Raw genomic sequence first — 14,372 nt, forward strand, 5'->3', positions numbered from 1 at the left:
CAGGGCGTCGATCATGGAGGTATGACCACCACCGTCGCGACGGGGCAGGTGAAGCGAGTCGGCCACAAGGGCGCCGGCCAGCTCGCGCCCGGCAACACGGTGGCGAGCTTCGTGGCCGCGCTGGAGGCCGATGTCGACGTCATCGAGTTCGACGTCCTGCGCCGTCGCGGGCGCCTGGTGCTCGCGCACTCGCCCTTTGACGGGCGCCGCCGCGGCTGCCTGACGCTAGCCGAGGGCCTGGAGTGCCTGACCGACGCGCGCTTTGCCCACGTGACGTTCAACGTCGACCTCAAGCGCCCGGGCTACGAGGCGCAGACCGTCGACATGCTGCGCGCCGCGGGCGTGCTGGACCGCTGCCTGTTCTCCTCGCAGTTCGCGCGCTGCCTGGATCGCGTGCGGCGGATCGAGCCGAGCGCCCGGGTGGGTATCAGCGTCGGCGGCTGGCTGTCGCGCCGGCGCCATCGCTGGAACCGTCGCGTTGTGCCGCGGATCCAGGCCGCGATCGAGTCCGGGCGCTTCGACTGTCTGATGGCCCACCACCGCCTCGTCGACTCCGACCTCGTCGCGCGGATGACCGCGTGCGGTGGCGAGGTCTACGCATGGACGGTCGACACCCAGGTGGCGATGGATCGCCTCCTGCTGCTCGGCGTCGCCGGGATCACCACGAACGACCCGCGGCTCTTCCGCGTCCGCGCCACCATCTAGAACGCGCTGTCGCCGAACGGCGCGTCGCGGGCGTGGACGGCCGCGCGGAAGCCTTCGGCGCCGGCTTGCTGCTGGAACGCGTAGCCCTCCGGCGTGTGACGGGCGATGCCGTCGAAGACCGTGCCGATGAGCTGGGTCGCGGGCAGGCCTTGGGCGACCGTCTGCTGGTTGACCAACAGCTTCATCATGCGCAGCTGGTTGAGCGGCATCTGCGCGATCCGCTCCGCCAGCGCGTCGACGCGGGCGTCCAGCTCCGCCGCCGGCGGCGCCTCGATCGCCAACCCCCACTCCAGCGCCTGCGCGCCCGTGAGGCAGTCGCCGGTGAAGAGCAAGCGCTTGGCGCGTTGCGGGCCAAGGCGTGCGGCCCAGAGCGAGGTCGTCGGCGAACCCCAGACGCGCGCGGGCGGGTAGCCGATCTTGGCGTCCTCGGCGATCACCAACAGGTCGCTGCACAGCGCGAGGTCGGTCCCGCCCGCGACGCAGAAGCCGTGGACCTTGCAGATCACCGGCGTCGTGGCCTCGAAGAGCGACATGAAGGCCTTGACGTTGCGCGACATCATGGCGTGGTCGACCATCGGGTCCCAGGTGCGCGACGGGTCGTGGTTGGCGGCCATGACCGCGGGGTCGAGCGGCGAGCCGGCGGGTGGAGCGTCGCGGCTCGGTCCGCCGCCGAGCCCTTCCGCCGAGTCGACGAGGTCATAGCCGCCGCAGAAGCCCGTGCCGTTGCCGCTCAGCACGATCACGTGCACGTCCGGATCGAGGTCCGCGCGCTCGACGCACGTCGCCAGCTCGTCGATCAGCTGCCGCGTCAGGCCGTTGCCGCGCTGCGGGCGGTCGAGCGTGATCCGGGCGATCCGATCGGCCACCGCGTAGGTCATCGTCTCCATGGACGACTTCTACCGGTGATTGCGGGGAGAGTGCCAAAAGCGTCCGGGGTGTCGCCTAGGCTCCGTCGCCGCATGATGCCCCTGTCCGCGCTCAACGAGACCCGCCCCATGCTCGCCCATCACCCCATCGGCGCATCCACGGGCTTCCTGGTCGAGGACCGTGGAGACTGGCCGGCGCTGGTCGATGCTGCGGCGGCGCTGTCGCCGTTCACGGCCGAGCTGGCCGCGCTCAGCGAGCTCGAGCTGCCGGGCCTGCTGGCCTACCTGCTGGGCGCGGGCGACGAGGTGCCGGCGTTCCGGTATCTGTCCGTGCACGCGCCGTCGAAGGACCTCAAGCTCGCCGAGCCCAAGCTGGTGGACTGCCTCGCGCGCCTGCCCGCCAGCGTGGATGCGATCGTCGTCCACCCCGACATCATCGACAACCCGGGCGAGTACCGCCGCCTCGGCGCGCGGCTGGTGCTCGAGAACATGGACACGCGCAAGAACGTGGGCCGCACGGCCGACGAGCTCGCGCCGCTGTTCGCCGAGCTGCCGGACGCGGGCCTCTGCCTCGACGTCGCCCACGCGCGCGACGTCGACCCGACGATGGCCGGCGCGCACGCGCTGCTGGATCGCTTCGCCGGGCGCCTGCGCCACCTGCACGTCTCCTCGCTGGACGCCGACGGCCATCACGTGCCGCTGACCGACGACGACGAGGCCGCGTTCGGGCCGGTGCTCAAGCGCTGTCGCGACGTTCCCTGGCTGCTGGAAGCGCCGCTGTCGTCCTGATGTCGGGCAGCGGCGACGGCGCGGCGTCGGCGTTGGAGCGCCTGGCCGCGCACCGGCCGGACGGGTTCCCGCACCTGATCGCCGCGCGGGAGCGGACCGACGACGCGCTCGGGGCCCTGCGCGCGCGGTTCGCCGCGGCGCGTGCGAGCGGCGGTGCGGGCGAGGCTGGGCTCGGCGACGTGGAGGGCGGCGAGCTGGCCGTGGGGCGTCTGCCCTACGCATGGGCGGCGGGGGCGCTGCCCAGCGACGCGGCGGTCGTCCTGCTCGGCTCCTGGGGTCGGCAGGAGCTGACGGCCGGCTCTGACGACGATTGGCTGCTGCTCGTCGACGGCCCGCCGCGGGAGGGGCTGGGCGTGGCGGTCGACGCGGTGCGCGAGGTGCTCGGCGGCGAGCGGGCCGGGCCCGGGCCGCAGGGCTCGTTCGGCACCGTCGCCTTCGGGCGCGACCTCGTCCAGCACATCGGCCTCGAGGACGATGACAACCGCAACCTGACGCGGCGGATGCTGCTGATGCTGGAGTCGGTGCCGGTCGTCGGCGACGAGGTCCACCGCGCGGTCTGGGCGCAGGTGCTCGACCGCTACATGTCGGACTCGCGCACCGACCGCCGCGGGCCGCCGCGGCTGTTCCTCAACGACGTCATGCGCTACTGGCGCACGATCGCCGTCGATTTTGCGGGCAAGCACCGCGAGACCGACGAGAAGTGGGGCCTGCGCAACGCCAAGCTGCGCACGTCGCGCAAGATGCTCTTCGCCGGCGGGCTGGTGCCGATCCTGCGCTGCCACGCGCTGCGCCACGCCGACGCCGCCGAGTTCCTGGCCGCCCAGCTGGCGCTACCGGTGACCGATCGCGTCGCCGACGCGTTCCTGGACGCCGGCCAGCCGGACGCGGGCGCGCGCTGCCTGGGCGCTTACGACCGCTGGACCGGCATGCTCGGCGACCCGGCCGTGCGCGACGAGCTCAGCGCGCTGGACCGCGAGACGGCGATGTCCTCCCTCACGTTCCGGGAAGTTCGCCGCCTGGCGGCCGAGCTGCAGAACGGCCTGCTGGCGCTGCTGTTCGAGACGCCGCTGGCGTCGGCCGTGCGCGAGTACGCGATCTTCTAGATGTAGGCCTAGGCGCTACGCCGCGGCCGCGAACGCGTCGACGCCGGTCAGCGCGGCGCTGACCTCCCACAGGCGGCCCGCGTCGTCGCGGTCGTACGCGTGGGCGTCGACGCCCTGGAAGCGGGCGGTGTCGGAGTCCGGGTCGGTCGGCGCGGCGATGTCGCAGTCCTCGCAGTAGACGCCGCCCTTGCCCTCCAACTGCGGCGAGGTGGCCGCCCAGACCGTGGTCGACGCGCCCTGTTCGGGCGTCTTGAAGCGGGTCTCGATCGTGTTGCCGTCGGCGTCGATCCAGCCGAAGTCGATCATCTCCTCCTTGGAGAGGTGGCGCTGCAGCGGCGTGAGGATCCCACCCGGGTGGACGGCGAAGGCGCGCACGCCGGCGTCGGCGCCGAGCGCGTCGAGCTGGACGGCGAAGAGGCTGTTGGCGGTCTTGGCCTGGCCGTAGGCGGCCCACTTCTCATACGGGCGGCGGTCGAACATGATGTCGTCGAAGACGACCGGGGAGCGCTTGTGGCCGGAGGAGGAGAGCGCGACGACGCGCGCGCCGCCGGGTGCGGCGGCCAGCGCGGGCCAGAGCAGGTTGGCCAGCGTGAAGTGCCCGAGGTGGTTGGTCGCGAACTGCGACTCCCAGCCCAGACCCACGCGCGTCTCAGGGTTGGCCATGATCGCGGCGTTGTTGATGAGGAGGTCGACGGGGCGGTCGGTGTCCAGGAACGCGGTCGCGAAGGCGCGGACGCTGTTGAGGTCGGCGAGGTCCAGCGCGGCGACCTCGGCGGTGATGCCGGCCGTCGCGAGCTCCTCCTGCGCATGCTCGGGGCGGCGGGCCGGGACGACGACGGTCGCGCCGGCGCCGGTCAGCGCGCGCGAGGTCTCCAGGCCGAGGCCGGAGTAGCCGCCGGTGACGATCGCGAGCTTGCCGGACAGGTCGATCCCGGCGAGCGCCTCGGCTGCGGTGGTGCGGGCGCCGAAGCCCGAACCGAGGGGCTGCTGGGGAGTGATCGAGGTCATGGTCCAACGGTAGGGGCTGGAGCGCGCTCGAAGTCGAGGGCGGGGTACGATCGCGGTCGTGCCCGACCGCTTGCACTTCACCGCCGATGACGCGGCCAACGTCTTGATCGCGAGCGATCCGTTCGCGCTGCTGATCGGCTTCACGCTCGACCAGCAGGTGACCGTGATGAAGGCGTTCGTGGGGCCGCTGGCGCTGAAGGAGCGCCTCGGCGGCAAGCTCGATCCCGCGACGGTCGCCGACGCCGACCTCGACGCCCTGTTCCGGATCAAGCCCGCGATCCACCGCTTCCCGGGCGCGATGGCCGAGCGCGTCCACGACCTCGCGGTGTTCATCCGCGACAACTACGACGGCAACGCGGCGCGGGTCTGGACCGACGCGACCGACGCTGACGACCTGCGCGCGCGGCTCGCCGAGCTGCCCGGTTTTGGCGAGATGAAGGTGAAGTCGATGAGCGCGGTGCTGGCCAAGCGCTATGGGTTGAAGCTCGCCGAGCCGCTGGTGCCGTGGCATCCGACGCTCGGTGACGTCGACTCGGCGGAGGCGCTGACCGAGTACCAGGCGCAGAAGAAGATCCACAAGGCCGAGTGGTCGAAGGCTCAGGCGTGAGGGTCGCGACGCACCCCGGCGGCTTTCACGCCGACGACGTCTTCGCCGTCGCCGCGCTGCGGCTCGCCCATCCCGCCGAGCACGTGGAGGTCATCCGCACGCGTGACGCCGACGCGCAGGCCGCGGCCGACGTGCGCGTCGACGTCGGCGGCCGCGACGACGCCTCGACCGGCGACTTCGACCACCATCAGAAGGGCGGCGCGGGCGAGCGACCCAATGGCATTCGGTACGCCTCGTTCGGCCTGGTGTGGCGGGCGTTCGGCGCGCACGCGTGCGGCGGCTCGCAGGAGGCGGCCGATGCGATCGACGAGCGCCTCGTCCAGGGCGTCGACGCCAACGACACCGGCCAGACCATCATGGAGTCCTTGGTCGGCGGCGTACGGCCGATGACGGTCAGCGGCGTGATCGGCGCGCTGAACGCGTCCTGGGACGAGGACCTGGACAAGGCCGGCGAGGACGCGCGCTTCGAGGAGGCGGTCGCGCTGGCGCAGGGCATCCTCGCCCGCCAGATCGAGGGCTCCGCGGCGTTCCAGCGTGCGCGGTCGCTCGTGCACTCCGCGATCGCCGCGGCGGTCGCGTCCGGGGATCCTCGCCTGGTCGAGCTGCCATCCAACCTGCCGTGGCGCGAGACGGTCATCAACGAGGCCCCCGACGCGCGCCTGGTCTTCTACCCCAAGTCGGACGGTTGGGGCCTGGTCGCGGTGCCCGTCGCGGCGGGCGGGTTCGACAACCGCATGGACTTGCCTGAAGCGTGGGCCGGCCTGAGCGGCGCCGAGCTGGTGGCGGAGACGGGCGTGGAGGACGCGCTGTTCGCGCACACCGCGCGGTTCTACGCGTCGGCGTCCTCGCGCGAGGGGATCATCGCGCTGGCCCGCCTCGCGCTCGACGACGCGGCCTAGCTGCGCGCGGCCGGCCGCGGCGGCGGCGCCACGGGCGCCGTCTTCGCGAAGCGTCCCGTGCGGTCCGCCTCTCCCCCGTCGCCGCCGAGCAGCGTCGAGGAGCGCTTCTCGCGCACGAAGCAGAACAGCAGCGCGGCCGCGGCGATCAGGCCGGCGTCGAGGAAGATCGCCGCGTTCCAGGAGTCGGTCGCGTCGCGCAGCGCGCCGCTGACGGCCGGCGACAGGACCGCGCCGATCTCGCCGATCAGGTTGTTCATGCCGAACGCCGCGCCGTGCTGCTCGGGCGGTGCGATGTCGGCGAGCATCGCCTGGGCCATCGGCTGCATGGCGTTGAAGAACGTCGAGGCCCCGAAGAGCAGGCCGGCGAGCAGCCAGACCGACGGGTCGCCGGCGACGATCACCAGGCCGAAGGCGATCGTCAGCACGCACTGCATGGCCGTGAACGCGATCACCAATGGCTTGCGGCCGATCCCGGCCTTGACCGCGCGGTCGGCCAGCCAGCCGCCGGCCGGGAAGCCGAGGATGCCGGCGCCCGCGTTGAAGGCGGCGATCAGCGCGGAGCGGCCGAACGACGAGTGCGCGGCGTCGGCGACGATCGACACCGACCAGAACGAGAAGAACCACAGGTTCCACAGCACCGCGATGAACGCGAGGTTGATCAGCCACAGGTCGCGGTTGTGCAGGACCGGGCGCAGCTCCTCGCCCTTGCGCGCGAAGACGACCGCGACGAGCGTCAGCGCGAGCGCCACCTCCAGCACGGCGATCCAGATGTCGGCCAGGCCGGCGGCGTCGCCGACGAAGTACACCGCCATGACCGCGGCGAGGCCGACCGCCGCGTAGGCGCCGAGGTGCGCGGCGGCGCGCAGGTAGGGCAGGTTGCGCTCCTGCGTGCGGAAGTAGGCGATCAGCACCACACCCACCACGAGCGTCACGACACCGAGCAGCAGGAACGGCATCCGCCACGCGCCCTCGGTCCCGAACGCGCTCGTGCCGAGGTCGATCAGGTCGGGCGCGAAGACGGTGGCGATCGTGATGCCGAGCGCCAGGCCGGTGATCACGACGCCCATCCCCAGGCTGCGCTTCTCCGGCGGCGTGCGCTCGGCGACCAGGCTGCGGTCGTTGGAGAAGAACGCGCCCTCCCCCAGCCCGGTCAGGACGCGGATCGCGATGAACATGGTCAGGCCGGTGATGACGCCGCTGAGCATCGTCGCGATGCCCGCCCACACGAGGCTGACGCCGATCATCGTGCGGTGCCCGTACTTGTCGCCGAGGTAGCCACCCGGGAACTGGGTGAGCATGTACCCCGCGAAGAACAGCCCGCCGATGAGTCCTGCCAAGGCATAGGGCTTGTCGGTGTCGGCGAGGAACGCGACCTTGTTGTCGATCATCCACGTGACGACCGGGCCCGTCAGCGCCCGGTCCGCCGCGCTGACCGTCCACCCCAACATCAGGAGGAACCAGAGCGTGCGGTAGTTGCGCATCGCGGATCCTCATACCCGAGCTGTGCACAGCTGACACCAAATTGTCAGATGCTTTTAGAGAGCCACTGCCAGGTGTCACGCACGGTCTCTTCCAGCGGCCGCGGCGACAGGCCGGCGGCGTGCGCCTTCTCGACGCCGATGTCGTGCAGCGCCGCGTACTCGTGGTCGGGCGGCAGCCAGATCGGGACCTCCTCCCATGGCTTGCCCTCGACCTCCTCGGGCGGCGTCCAGACCAGGCGCGCGCCGCCGCCGGTGACGTCGCGCGCGGCCTCCAGCAGCGTGCGCATCGTCGCGTGGCCGCGGCGGGAGACGACGTTGTAAGCGCCGGAGCGGCCGGCGGTGGCGGCGTCGAGCGCGAAGCGCGCCATGTCGCGGGCGTCGATGAGCTGGAGCGGCAGGTCGGGCGGGCCCGGAGCGATGACGTCTCCCCCGGCCGCGAGCTGCGTGAGCCAGAACGGAAGGCGCCCGACGTCCTCGTGTGGGCCGAGCAGCAGCCCGAGGCGCAGGAAGAGCGCCCGGTCGCCGAACGCGGCCTCGACGGCGAGCTCGGAGCCGCGCTTGCGGGCCGCGTACTCGTCGTCGTCCACGTCCACGAGCGGCGCGGTCTCGTCCGCGCCCGGGCGCGGCGGCGGCGTGTAGACCGAGCACGAGGAGACGTAGACGTAACGCTGCCGCACCCGCTCCGCGAGGACGCCCGTGATCGCCGCCGTGGCCGACGGCGCGCCGGACCACGTGTCCACGACCACGTCCCACTCCCCCGCGGCGAGCGGCGCGAAGGTCTCCGGATCGAGGCGGTCGCCGATGATCCGCTCGGCGTCCGGGTGCTTCCAGGCTCCGCGGCCGCGGTTGAAGGTGGTCACGGCCCAGCCGCGCGCGATCGCTTCCTCCACGACGGCGCGGCCGGCGAAGGTGGTCCCTCCGAGTACGAGCAGGCGCATGCCTGCGCACTCTAACGCAACCAGCGAGTTGCATGTCGCTGAGACCGGCGGCGCCCCGTACGCCGCCGGTCACCACGAAGTATCGCAGCGCGATCAGCGATGTTGCTGCGCGCAGTGGTATCGCACCGGGTGAGGAACCGCAAGGTGTCTTTGGCCCTCCTCACCCGACCGGCGGTTCCGATTACCTGCCAAATCGGCAGGATCGTCCGCGTGCCGTCAGGTTGCGGTGCCCTACCGATCGGTCAGCGACTCGGCGTCGACGACCGTCGCGTAGGCGCTGCCCAGGGCGGCCATGAACGCGCCGTGGACGGCCGCGCCCGGGATCGCCTGGCCGCCGAACTCCAGGTTCGGCGCGGCGCACGCGTCGTGCACGAGCTGCACGGTGAAGCCGAGGTCAGAGGCGGCGCGCACGGTCGCGTCGACGCACATCGAGGACATCATCCCGGCGACGACGAGCTCGTCGGTGCCCGACGCGCGCAGCTCGGCCTCGAGCTCGGTGCCGAGGAAGCTGTTGGGCTCCTTCTTCTGCACGATGAGCTCGCCCTCGGCCGGCGCCACCGACGCGTGGATCTCGACACCGGGCGTGCCCGGCACGAAGAACGGATCCTCGGGGCCGGACAGATGCTGGACGTGCACGATCGCCTCGCCGCCGTCGCGGAACGCCTCCAGCACGCGCGCCGCGTTGGCGGCTGCGGCGTCCGGCTCCACGAGCGGGAACGCGCCGCCGGGGAAGTAGTCGTTCTGGATGTCGATGATCAGCAGCGCGCGAGCCATCGGCGAGCTACTTCCCGGAGACCGTCTGGCGGAACAGGATGCCGGACACGATGGCGATCGCCAGGCAGAGCCAGAAGAGGCCCATGACGCCGACGCCCGCGATCGACAGCACCAGCGCGACGACGCCGACGACGGCCGCGCCACCGCCGACGGTGATCAGGCGGAACGCGCGCTGCTCGCGCTTGTTGCGCGTCATGCCCGATCCGGAACGACGGGAGAGGTTGCTCATGACCTACAGGATGCCACGCGGTGCGGCATGCTCTGCCACCACGCATGGCCGCCGCCGTCCACGTCCCGCTCTGGATCGATCTCGCCGCCGTCGCCGTCGGCGCGATGCAGGGCGGCGCCTTCGCCGCGCGCTCGCACGAGCGCAACGAGTTCGACCTCCTCGGCGTCGCGGTCTTCGCGCTGGCGATCGGACTTGGCGGTGGGATCCTGCGCGACGTGCTGCTCGACGTCGTCCCGGCCGCGCTGCGCGACGACCGCTACCTCGTGACCGCGCTGCTCGCCGGCCTGGCCGGGATGCTCGCCGCCGACCACATCCCGCGGTTGGGCCTGGCGTGGGAGGCGCTGGACGCCGTGGTCGTCGGGCTGTTCGTCGTCGTCGGCTGCCTGAAGGCGTCCCAGAGCGCCGACGTCACCGCCGGCGCGACGATCCTGCTCGGCGCGATCACCGGCGTCGGCGGCTCGGTCCTGCGCGACCTGCTCGCCCAGCAGCCGGTGGCGCTCGTGCAGCGCACGACGCCCTATGCCTTGGTCGCGATCCTCGGGGCGGCGATGTTCGTCGCGCTGGACGAGGCGGGCGCGCGCAGCGCGGTCTGCGGCGCCGCCTGCCTGGCGGTCGTCTTCGTCGTGCGGCTGGTCGCCGTGGCGCGGGGCTGGCGGTCGCCCGCGCCGCGCGTCGCCAGCTCGCGCGCGGTCAACTCGCGCGCAGGAAGGTGAGCACCGCCAGCACGCGGCGGTGGTCGTCGTCGGTGGCGCGCAGGTCGAGCTTGTTGAAGATGTTGGTGACGTGCTTCTCGACCGCGCCGGGCGTGACGACCATGTGCCGCGCGATCGCCGCGTTGGTGCGGCCCTCGGCCATCAGCTCCAGGACCTCGCGCTCGCGCGGGGTCAGCGACGCGAGCGCGTCGCCGCCGCCGTCCGCCCCGTTGCCCGCGCGCTGACGCACGAGCTCGGAGACGACCTCGCGGTCCAGGGCGGTGCCGCCGCTGGCGACGCGCTCGACCGCGTCCATGAACGAGCGCACCTCGCCGACGCGCTCCTTGAGCAGGTAGCCGACCCCGCCCTCGCCGGACTCCAGCAGCTCGGCCGTGTAGATCGGCTCGACGTACTGGCTCAAGATGAGGATGTTGAGCGACGGATGCCGGCGCCGCGCCTCGATCGCCGCGCGCAGCCCCTCGTCGGTGAACGTCGGCGGCAGGCGCACGTCGACCACCGCGAGGTCCGGCTTGTGGCCCGCGACGATCCGCAGCAGGCCTTCGCCGTCCTCGGCCTGGGCGACGACGTCGACGTCGTGCTCCCGCAGCAGCGCGACGATGCCCTCGCGCAGCAGCGCGAGGTCCTCGACGATCACCGCCCGCACGGAAGCTCCGCGTGGACCGTGGTCCCCGAGCCGGCGACGCTCGTGACCGTCAGCGTCCCGTCGAGGGCCTCCACGCGGTGGCGCAGCCCGGTGAGCCCGTTCCCGTCGGGATCGGCCCCGCCCGGGCCGTCGTCGGAGATCTCGATCATCAACCGCCAATCCTGCTCGGCCAGCCGGACGTGTGCGGCGGATCCGGGCGCGTGCTTGGCGACGTTGGTCAGCGCCTCGGAGACGACGAAGTAGGCGGCGGTCTCCACCACCGGCAGCGGGCGCTCGAACAGCTCCTCGGCGTCGACGGTGACCGGCGTCGCGGCGCGGCGGCCAAGCGCCTCGACCGCGGCGGTCAGGCCGCGGTCGGCCAGGACCGGTGGCGCGATCCCGCGGGCGAGGTCGCGCAGCTCGCCGATCGCGGCGGAGGCCTCCGAGCGCGCCTGGCGCACCAGCTGAGCCTCTTCGGGGCGGTCGGCAAGGCGCTCCTCGGTGCGTCCGAGCAGCAGCGAGAGCGCCACGAGCCGCGCCTGCGCGCCGTCGTGCAGGTCGCGCTCGATCCGGCGCAGCTCGGCGGCCTGCACGTCCAGCGCGCCCCGGCGCGTGCGGGTCAGCTCGCCGACGCGCTCGGCCAGCTGCGCCTCGCGGCGGCCGCCGGGGAGGCGGTCGGCGTAGATCACGAGCATGTGGATCGCGAGCGCGACGCCGAGCACCAGCACCGGCCAAAGCGGCCAGAAGTCGTTCGGGCCGTCGGTCGTCAAGCCCCAGATGACGATGAGGATCGCCGAGATCAGCCCGGTGACCATGGCGTGCAGGTCGAACCCGTGGCGGGCGCTGACGGGGGCGCTGAGCCCGAAGCGGATGATCCCGTGGATCGCGACCGGGATCGCGACGCCGAGCCAGACCCAGGCAGGCCAGTAGTAGCCGCCGCCGGTGACCGCCCAGATGATCGAGGTGACCAGGCCGGCCAGCGCCGACAGCGCGACGTGCAGCGGCAGCGCGTTGGCCTCGGGCGGCGGCCCGGGTGGCGGTGCGTCGTGCGGCGGCAGCGCCGCCTCGGAGGGCGGCGGTGGGAGCGGGAGCGGGCTGGTGGCGGTATCGGCGTCCACGATGCGTCCCGCCATGATCGCAGCCTTGCGGACGTGGACAACCCGCGACGCCGCGGTTTCGCCAGTCCGGGCGGGGTCATCGCGCTACGGTCCGCGCGCATGCCGCGCCCCTGGCCCACCACCCCGCCGACCGCCGACGACCGCGCCGCCTACGCGGACGCCGCCAACGTCCCGTTCTGGCTCGACGATCTGCCGGAGCGCGCGGCTGACGCGCCGCTGGAGGGGGCGGTCGAGGCGGACCTGTGCATCGTCGGCGGCGGCTTCACCGGTTTGTGGGCGGCGCTGCACGCCAAGGCGGACGACCCGTCGCGTGACGTCGTCGTGTTGGAGGCCGATCGCGTCGGCGGTGGCGCGTCGGGGCGCAACGGCGGGTTCCTGATCGCGTCGCTGACGCACGGCTTGGGCAACGGGCTGGCGCGTTTCCCGGATGAGATGCGGGTGCTGGAGCGGCTGGCGTTCGAGAACTACGACGGGCTGAAGGCTGATCTGGCCGCCCACGGGATCGACGCGCAGTTCGAGGAAACCGGCGCGCTCGACGCGCTGCTGGAGCCGCACGAGGTCGCGGGCGCTGAAGAAGAGGCGGCGCACGCGCGGGAGTACGGGCACGTGATCGACGTCCTCGACGCTGAGGCGATGCGCGCTGAGGTCAATTCGCCGACGTACCTCGGTGGCGTGTGGTCGCGCAGCGGCAGCGCGTTGGTCCACCCCGCGCGGCTGGCCGAGGGACTGCGGGCGGCGGCGCTGGCGCTCGGCGTCCGGATCCACGAGGGCTCGGCGGCGATCGCGATGGCGCGCACGAGCGGCGGCGACGGCGTGACGGTGGCTGTGGACGGCGGTGCCGAGGTGCGTGCGCGGCGCGTGCTGTTGGCGACCAGCGCCTACCCGCCGCTGCTGGCGCGGCTTAAGGCCTTCATCGTGCCGGTGTACGACTACGCCTTGATGACCGAGCCGTTGTCCGCCGCGCAGAAGGACGCGATCGGCTGGCGCAACCGCCAGGGCATCGGCGACGCGGGCAACCAGTTCCACTACTACCGGCTGAGCGCCGATGACCGGATCCTGTGGGGCGGCTACGACGCTGTCTACCGCCGTGGCGGCCCGGTCGGGCCGCAGTACGACGACCACGATGAGACCTTCGGCAAGTTGTCGCAGAACTTCTTCACGACGTTCCCGCAGTTGGAGGGGTTGAAGTTCTCGCACCGCTGGGGCGGCGCGATCGACACCTGCTCGCGCTTCAGCGTGTTCTTCGGGACGGCGCTGGGCGGCCGTGCGTCCTACGCGATGGGCTACACCGGCCTGGGCGTGGCAGCAACGCGCTTCGGCGCGCGCGTGGCGTTGGATCTGGTCGACGGCCGCGAGACCGAGGCCACCAGGTTGAAGTACGTGCGCCGCAAGCCGGTGCCGTTCCCGCCGGAGCCGGTGCGCTCGGGCGTGATTGCGCTGACCCAGCGCGAGCTGGCGCGGGCCGACGAGCGCGAAGGGCGGCGTGGCCCGTGGCTGCGGACGCTCGACCGCCTCGGGCTCGGGTTCGACTCGTAGTCCTAGTCCTAGGACAACGTCGCGCGCAGCACCTGCGCGGTGTGGGCGTCGGCCGGGAAGAACGCCTCGATCGACAGCTCGGAGACCGTGATGTCCAAGGGCGTGCCGAAGGTCGTGATAGTCGACATGAAGGTCAACTCGCCGGCGTCGTCGGTGCGCAGCCGGAGCGGGACGACGATCTCGCCGTGGCGCGGGAGGTGCGCCACGGTTGCGCTGTCGTCCCCGGCCGGGTACTCCGACAGCTCGGCGAGCAAGGCCTTCAACTGCGGATCCTGCGTCGCCGTGACCTCGCGGCGCAGGCGGCCGAGGACGTGCGTGCGCCACTCGGCGAGGTTGGCGATCCGCGGCGCCATGCCCTCTGGGTGCAGGCTGAGGCGTAGGGCGTTGACCGGCGGCTCGAGCAGATGCGCGGCCGCGCCCGCCGTAATCAGCGCAACGCCGGCGTTGCCGTCGACCAGCTCCCAGCGCCGGTCCACCGCCACGGCCGGGAACGGCTCGTGGGCGACCAGCAGCTGCCGAACCGCCTCACGGACCTGGCTGAGCTCGCTGTCCTCCAGCGAGGACTCCGGGTAGGCGGGCGCGTAGCCGGCGGCGAGGAGCAGCTGGTTGCGCTCACGCAGCGGCACGTCGAGGTGCTCGGCGAGCTTGACCACCATCTCGCGGCTGGGCTTGGACCGGCCGGTCTCGACGAAGCTGAGGTGCCGGGTCGAGACATCAGCCTCGAGCGCGAGCTCCATCTGGCTCAAGCGTCGCTGGTCACGCCAACGGCGCAGGAGCGCGCCGATGTCGAGCGGCGTGGACGGGGAGAGCGTTGCGGCGGAGGTGCTCATCGTCCGGGACGCTACGCGGCGGCGCGCGGTGTGGCTATGACCTCGGAGGTAATGGGCGGTGCGCGGCGTTGGGGTTTGGCGGCGAAGGGCGTGAGGCTGTTGGGGCGTGGCGACCGTCGTCGGTGTGGATCGTCGCTTCGGTTTGCGCCGGCCG

At 72.5% G+C, this 14,372-nt stretch carries 16 protein-coding genes; 7 read left to right on the forward strand and 9 right to left on the reverse strand.

The window, feature by feature from the left end:
* Positions 1–21: 21 nt before the first annotated feature.
* Positions 22–705, forward strand: a complete 684-nt coding sequence (locus ACT01A_RS01320; protein WP_445150436.1) for a glycerophosphodiester phosphodiesterase — start codon at positions 22–24, stop codon at positions 703–705.
* Here the strand turns inward: ACT01A_RS01320 and ACT01A_RS01325 are convergent.
* On the reverse strand, positions 702–1,592 hold the full coding sequence (locus ACT01A_RS01325; protein WP_445150437.1) for a crotonase/enoyl-CoA hydratase family protein: 891 nt from the start codon (positions 1,590–1,592) through the stop codon (positions 702–704). The genes ACT01A_RS01320 and ACT01A_RS01325 overlap by 4 nt on opposite strands.
* Before the next feature lie 72 nt (positions 1,593–1,664).
* Here ACT01A_RS01325 and ACT01A_RS01330 point away from each other — a divergent pair, with 72 nt between their 5' ends.
* Together ACT01A_RS01330 and ACT01A_RS01335 are read left to right on the forward strand one after the other, a co-directional pair.
* On the forward strand, positions 1,665–2,360 hold the full coding sequence (locus tag ACT01A_RS01330; protein ID WP_445150438.1) for a TIM barrel protein: 696 nt from the start codon (positions 1,665–1,667) through the stop codon (positions 2,358–2,360).
* Positions 2,360–3,463 carry a hypothetical protein gene (locus ACT01A_RS01335; protein ID WP_445150439.1) on the forward strand — a complete coding sequence of 368 codons (1,104 nt, stop codon included), beginning with the start codon at positions 2,360–2,362 and terminating at the stop codon, positions 3,461–3,463. The genes ACT01A_RS01330 and ACT01A_RS01335 overlap by 1 nt, the downstream gene beginning before the upstream one ends.
* A 15-nt stretch (positions 3,464–3,478) precedes the next feature.
* Here the strand turns inward: ACT01A_RS01335 and ACT01A_RS01340 are convergent, their stop codons facing one another.
* Positions 3,479–4,471 carry an SDR family NAD(P)-dependent oxidoreductase gene (locus tag ACT01A_RS01340; RefSeq protein WP_445150440.1) on the reverse strand — a complete coding sequence of 331 codons (993 nt, stop codon included), beginning with the start codon at positions 4,469–4,471 and terminating at the stop codon, positions 3,479–3,481.
* 58 nt (positions 4,472–4,529) lie between these two features.
* On the opposite strand from ACT01A_RS01340, the gene ACT01A_RS01345 reads away from it, so the two are divergent.
* Together ACT01A_RS01345 and ACT01A_RS01350 are read left to right on the forward strand one after the other, a co-directional pair.
* Positions 4,530–5,078, forward strand: coding sequence for an HhH-GPD-type base excision DNA repair protein (locus tag ACT01A_RS01345; protein WP_445150441.1), 549 nt, complete (start codon positions 4,530–4,532; stop codon positions 5,076–5,078).
* Positions 5,075–5,977, forward strand: a complete 903-nt coding sequence (locus ACT01A_RS01350) for an MYG1 family protein (RefSeq protein ID WP_445150442.1) — start codon at positions 5,075–5,077, stop codon at positions 5,975–5,977. The genes ACT01A_RS01345 and ACT01A_RS01350 overlap by 4 nt, the downstream gene beginning before the upstream one ends.
* On the opposite strand, the gene ACT01A_RS01355 is transcribed toward ACT01A_RS01350, so the two are convergent.
* From ACT01A_RS01355 to ACT01A_RS01370, 4 genes are all read right to left on the reverse strand, one after another.
* Positions 5,974–7,458, reverse strand: a complete 1,485-nt coding sequence (locus ACT01A_RS01355) for an MFS transporter (RefSeq protein WP_445150443.1) — start codon at positions 7,456–7,458, stop codon at positions 5,974–5,976. The two genes, ACT01A_RS01350 and ACT01A_RS01355, sit on opposite strands and share 4 nt — an antisense overlap.
* 44 nt (positions 7,459–7,502) lie before the next feature.
* Positions 7,503–8,396 carry an NAD-dependent epimerase/dehydratase family protein gene (locus ACT01A_RS01360; protein WP_445150444.1) on the reverse strand — a complete coding sequence of 298 codons (894 nt, stop codon included), beginning with the start codon at positions 8,394–8,396 and terminating at the stop codon, positions 7,503–7,505.
* Positions 8,397–8,627: 231 nt separating this feature from the next.
* Positions 8,628–9,170 carry a cysteine hydrolase family protein gene (locus tag ACT01A_RS01365; RefSeq protein WP_445150445.1) on the reverse strand — a complete coding sequence of 181 codons (543 nt, stop codon included), beginning with the start codon at positions 9,168–9,170 and terminating at the stop codon, positions 8,628–8,630.
* Positions 9,171–9,177: 7 nt separating this feature from the next.
* On the reverse strand, positions 9,178–9,399 hold the full coding sequence (locus tag ACT01A_RS01370; protein ID WP_445150446.1) for a hypothetical protein: 222 nt from the start codon (positions 9,397–9,399) through the stop codon (positions 9,178–9,180).
* Between the two features lie 44 nt (positions 9,400–9,443).
* On the opposite strand from ACT01A_RS01370, the gene ACT01A_RS01375 reads away from it, so the two are divergent.
* Complete coding sequence (locus ACT01A_RS01375) at positions 9,444–10,112, forward strand: trimeric intracellular cation channel family protein (RefSeq protein WP_445150447.1); 669 nt, start codon at positions 9,444–9,446, stop codon at positions 10,110–10,112.
* Here ACT01A_RS01375 and ACT01A_RS01380 read toward each other — a convergent pair.
* Positions 10,090–10,755 carry a response regulator transcription factor gene (locus ACT01A_RS01380; protein WP_445150448.1) on the reverse strand — a complete coding sequence of 222 codons (666 nt, stop codon included), beginning with the start codon at positions 10,753–10,755 and terminating at the stop codon, positions 10,090–10,092. The genes ACT01A_RS01375 and ACT01A_RS01380 overlap by 23 nt on opposite strands.
* Entirely contained in the window at positions 10,743–11,867 is a 1,125-nt protein-coding gene (locus ACT01A_RS01385; RefSeq protein WP_445150449.1) for an ATP-binding protein, read from the reverse strand. The genes ACT01A_RS01380 and ACT01A_RS01385 overlap by 13 nt, the downstream gene beginning before the upstream one ends.
* An 84-nt stretch (positions 11,868–11,951) precedes the next feature.
* Between ACT01A_RS01385 and ACT01A_RS01390 the strand changes: the two genes are divergently transcribed.
* Positions 11,952–13,388: an NAD(P)/FAD-dependent oxidoreductase gene (locus ACT01A_RS01390; RefSeq protein ID WP_445150450.1), complete on the forward strand. Its 1,437-nt coding sequence runs from the start codon at positions 11,952–11,954 to the stop codon at positions 13,386–13,388.
* Between the two features lie 8 nt (positions 13,389–13,396).
* On the opposite strand, the gene ACT01A_RS01395 is transcribed toward ACT01A_RS01390, so the two are convergent.
* Complete coding sequence (locus ACT01A_RS01395) at positions 13,397–14,218, reverse strand: helix-turn-helix domain-containing protein (protein ID WP_445150451.1); 822 nt, start codon at positions 14,216–14,218, stop codon at positions 13,397–13,399.
* Positions 14,219–14,372: the final 154 nt, after the last annotated feature.

This window comes from Baekduia sp. Peel2402 (assembly GCF_052567285.1).

Coding starts and splice junctions, on each gene's coding strand:
- ACT01A_RS01320 (WP_445150436.1), top strand. CDS start 22: ATGACCACCACCGTCGCGACGGGGCAGGTGAAGCGAGTCGGCCACAAG.
- ACT01A_RS01325 (WP_445150437.1), bottom strand. CDS start 1,592: ATGGAGACGATGACCTACGCGGTGGCCGATCGGATCGCCCGGATCACG.
- ACT01A_RS01330 (WP_445150438.1), top strand. CDS start 1,665: ATGATGCCCCTGTCCGCGCTCAACGAGACCCGCCCCATGCTCGCCCAT.
- ACT01A_RS01335 (WP_445150439.1), top strand. CDS start 2,360: ATGTCGGGCAGCGGCGACGGCGCGGCGTCGGCGTTGGAGCGCCTGGCC.
- ACT01A_RS01340 (WP_445150440.1), bottom strand. CDS start 4,471: ATGACCTCGATCACTCCCCAGCAGCCCCTCGGTTCGGGCTTCGGCGCC.
- ACT01A_RS01355 (WP_445150443.1), bottom strand. CDS start 7,458: ATGCGCAACTACCGCACGCTCTGGTTCCTCCTGATGTTGGGGTGGACG.
- ACT01A_RS01360 (WP_445150444.1), bottom strand. CDS start 8,396: ATGCGCCTGCTCGTACTCGGAGGGACCACCTTCGCCGGCCGCGCCGTC.
- ACT01A_RS01365 (WP_445150445.1), bottom strand. CDS start 9,170: ATGGCTCGCGCGCTGCTGATCATCGACATCCAGAACGACTACTTCCCC.
- ACT01A_RS01370 (WP_445150446.1), bottom strand. CDS start 9,399: ATGAGCAACCTCTCCCGTCGTTCCGGATCGGGCATGACGCGCAACAAG.
- ACT01A_RS01375 (WP_445150447.1), top strand. CDS start 9,444: ATGGCCGCCGCCGTCCACGTCCCGCTCTGGATCGATCTCGCCGCCGTC.
- ACT01A_RS01385 (WP_445150449.1), bottom strand. CDS start 11,867: ATGGCGGGACGCATCGTGGACGCCGATACCGCCACCAGCCCGCTCCCG.
- ACT01A_RS01390 (WP_445150450.1), top strand. CDS start 11,952: ATGCCGCGCCCCTGGCCCACCACCCCGCCGACCGCCGACGACCGCGCC.
- ACT01A_RS01395 (WP_445150451.1), bottom strand. CDS start 14,218: ATGAGCACCTCCGCCGCAACGCTCTCCCCGTCCACGCCGCTCGACATC.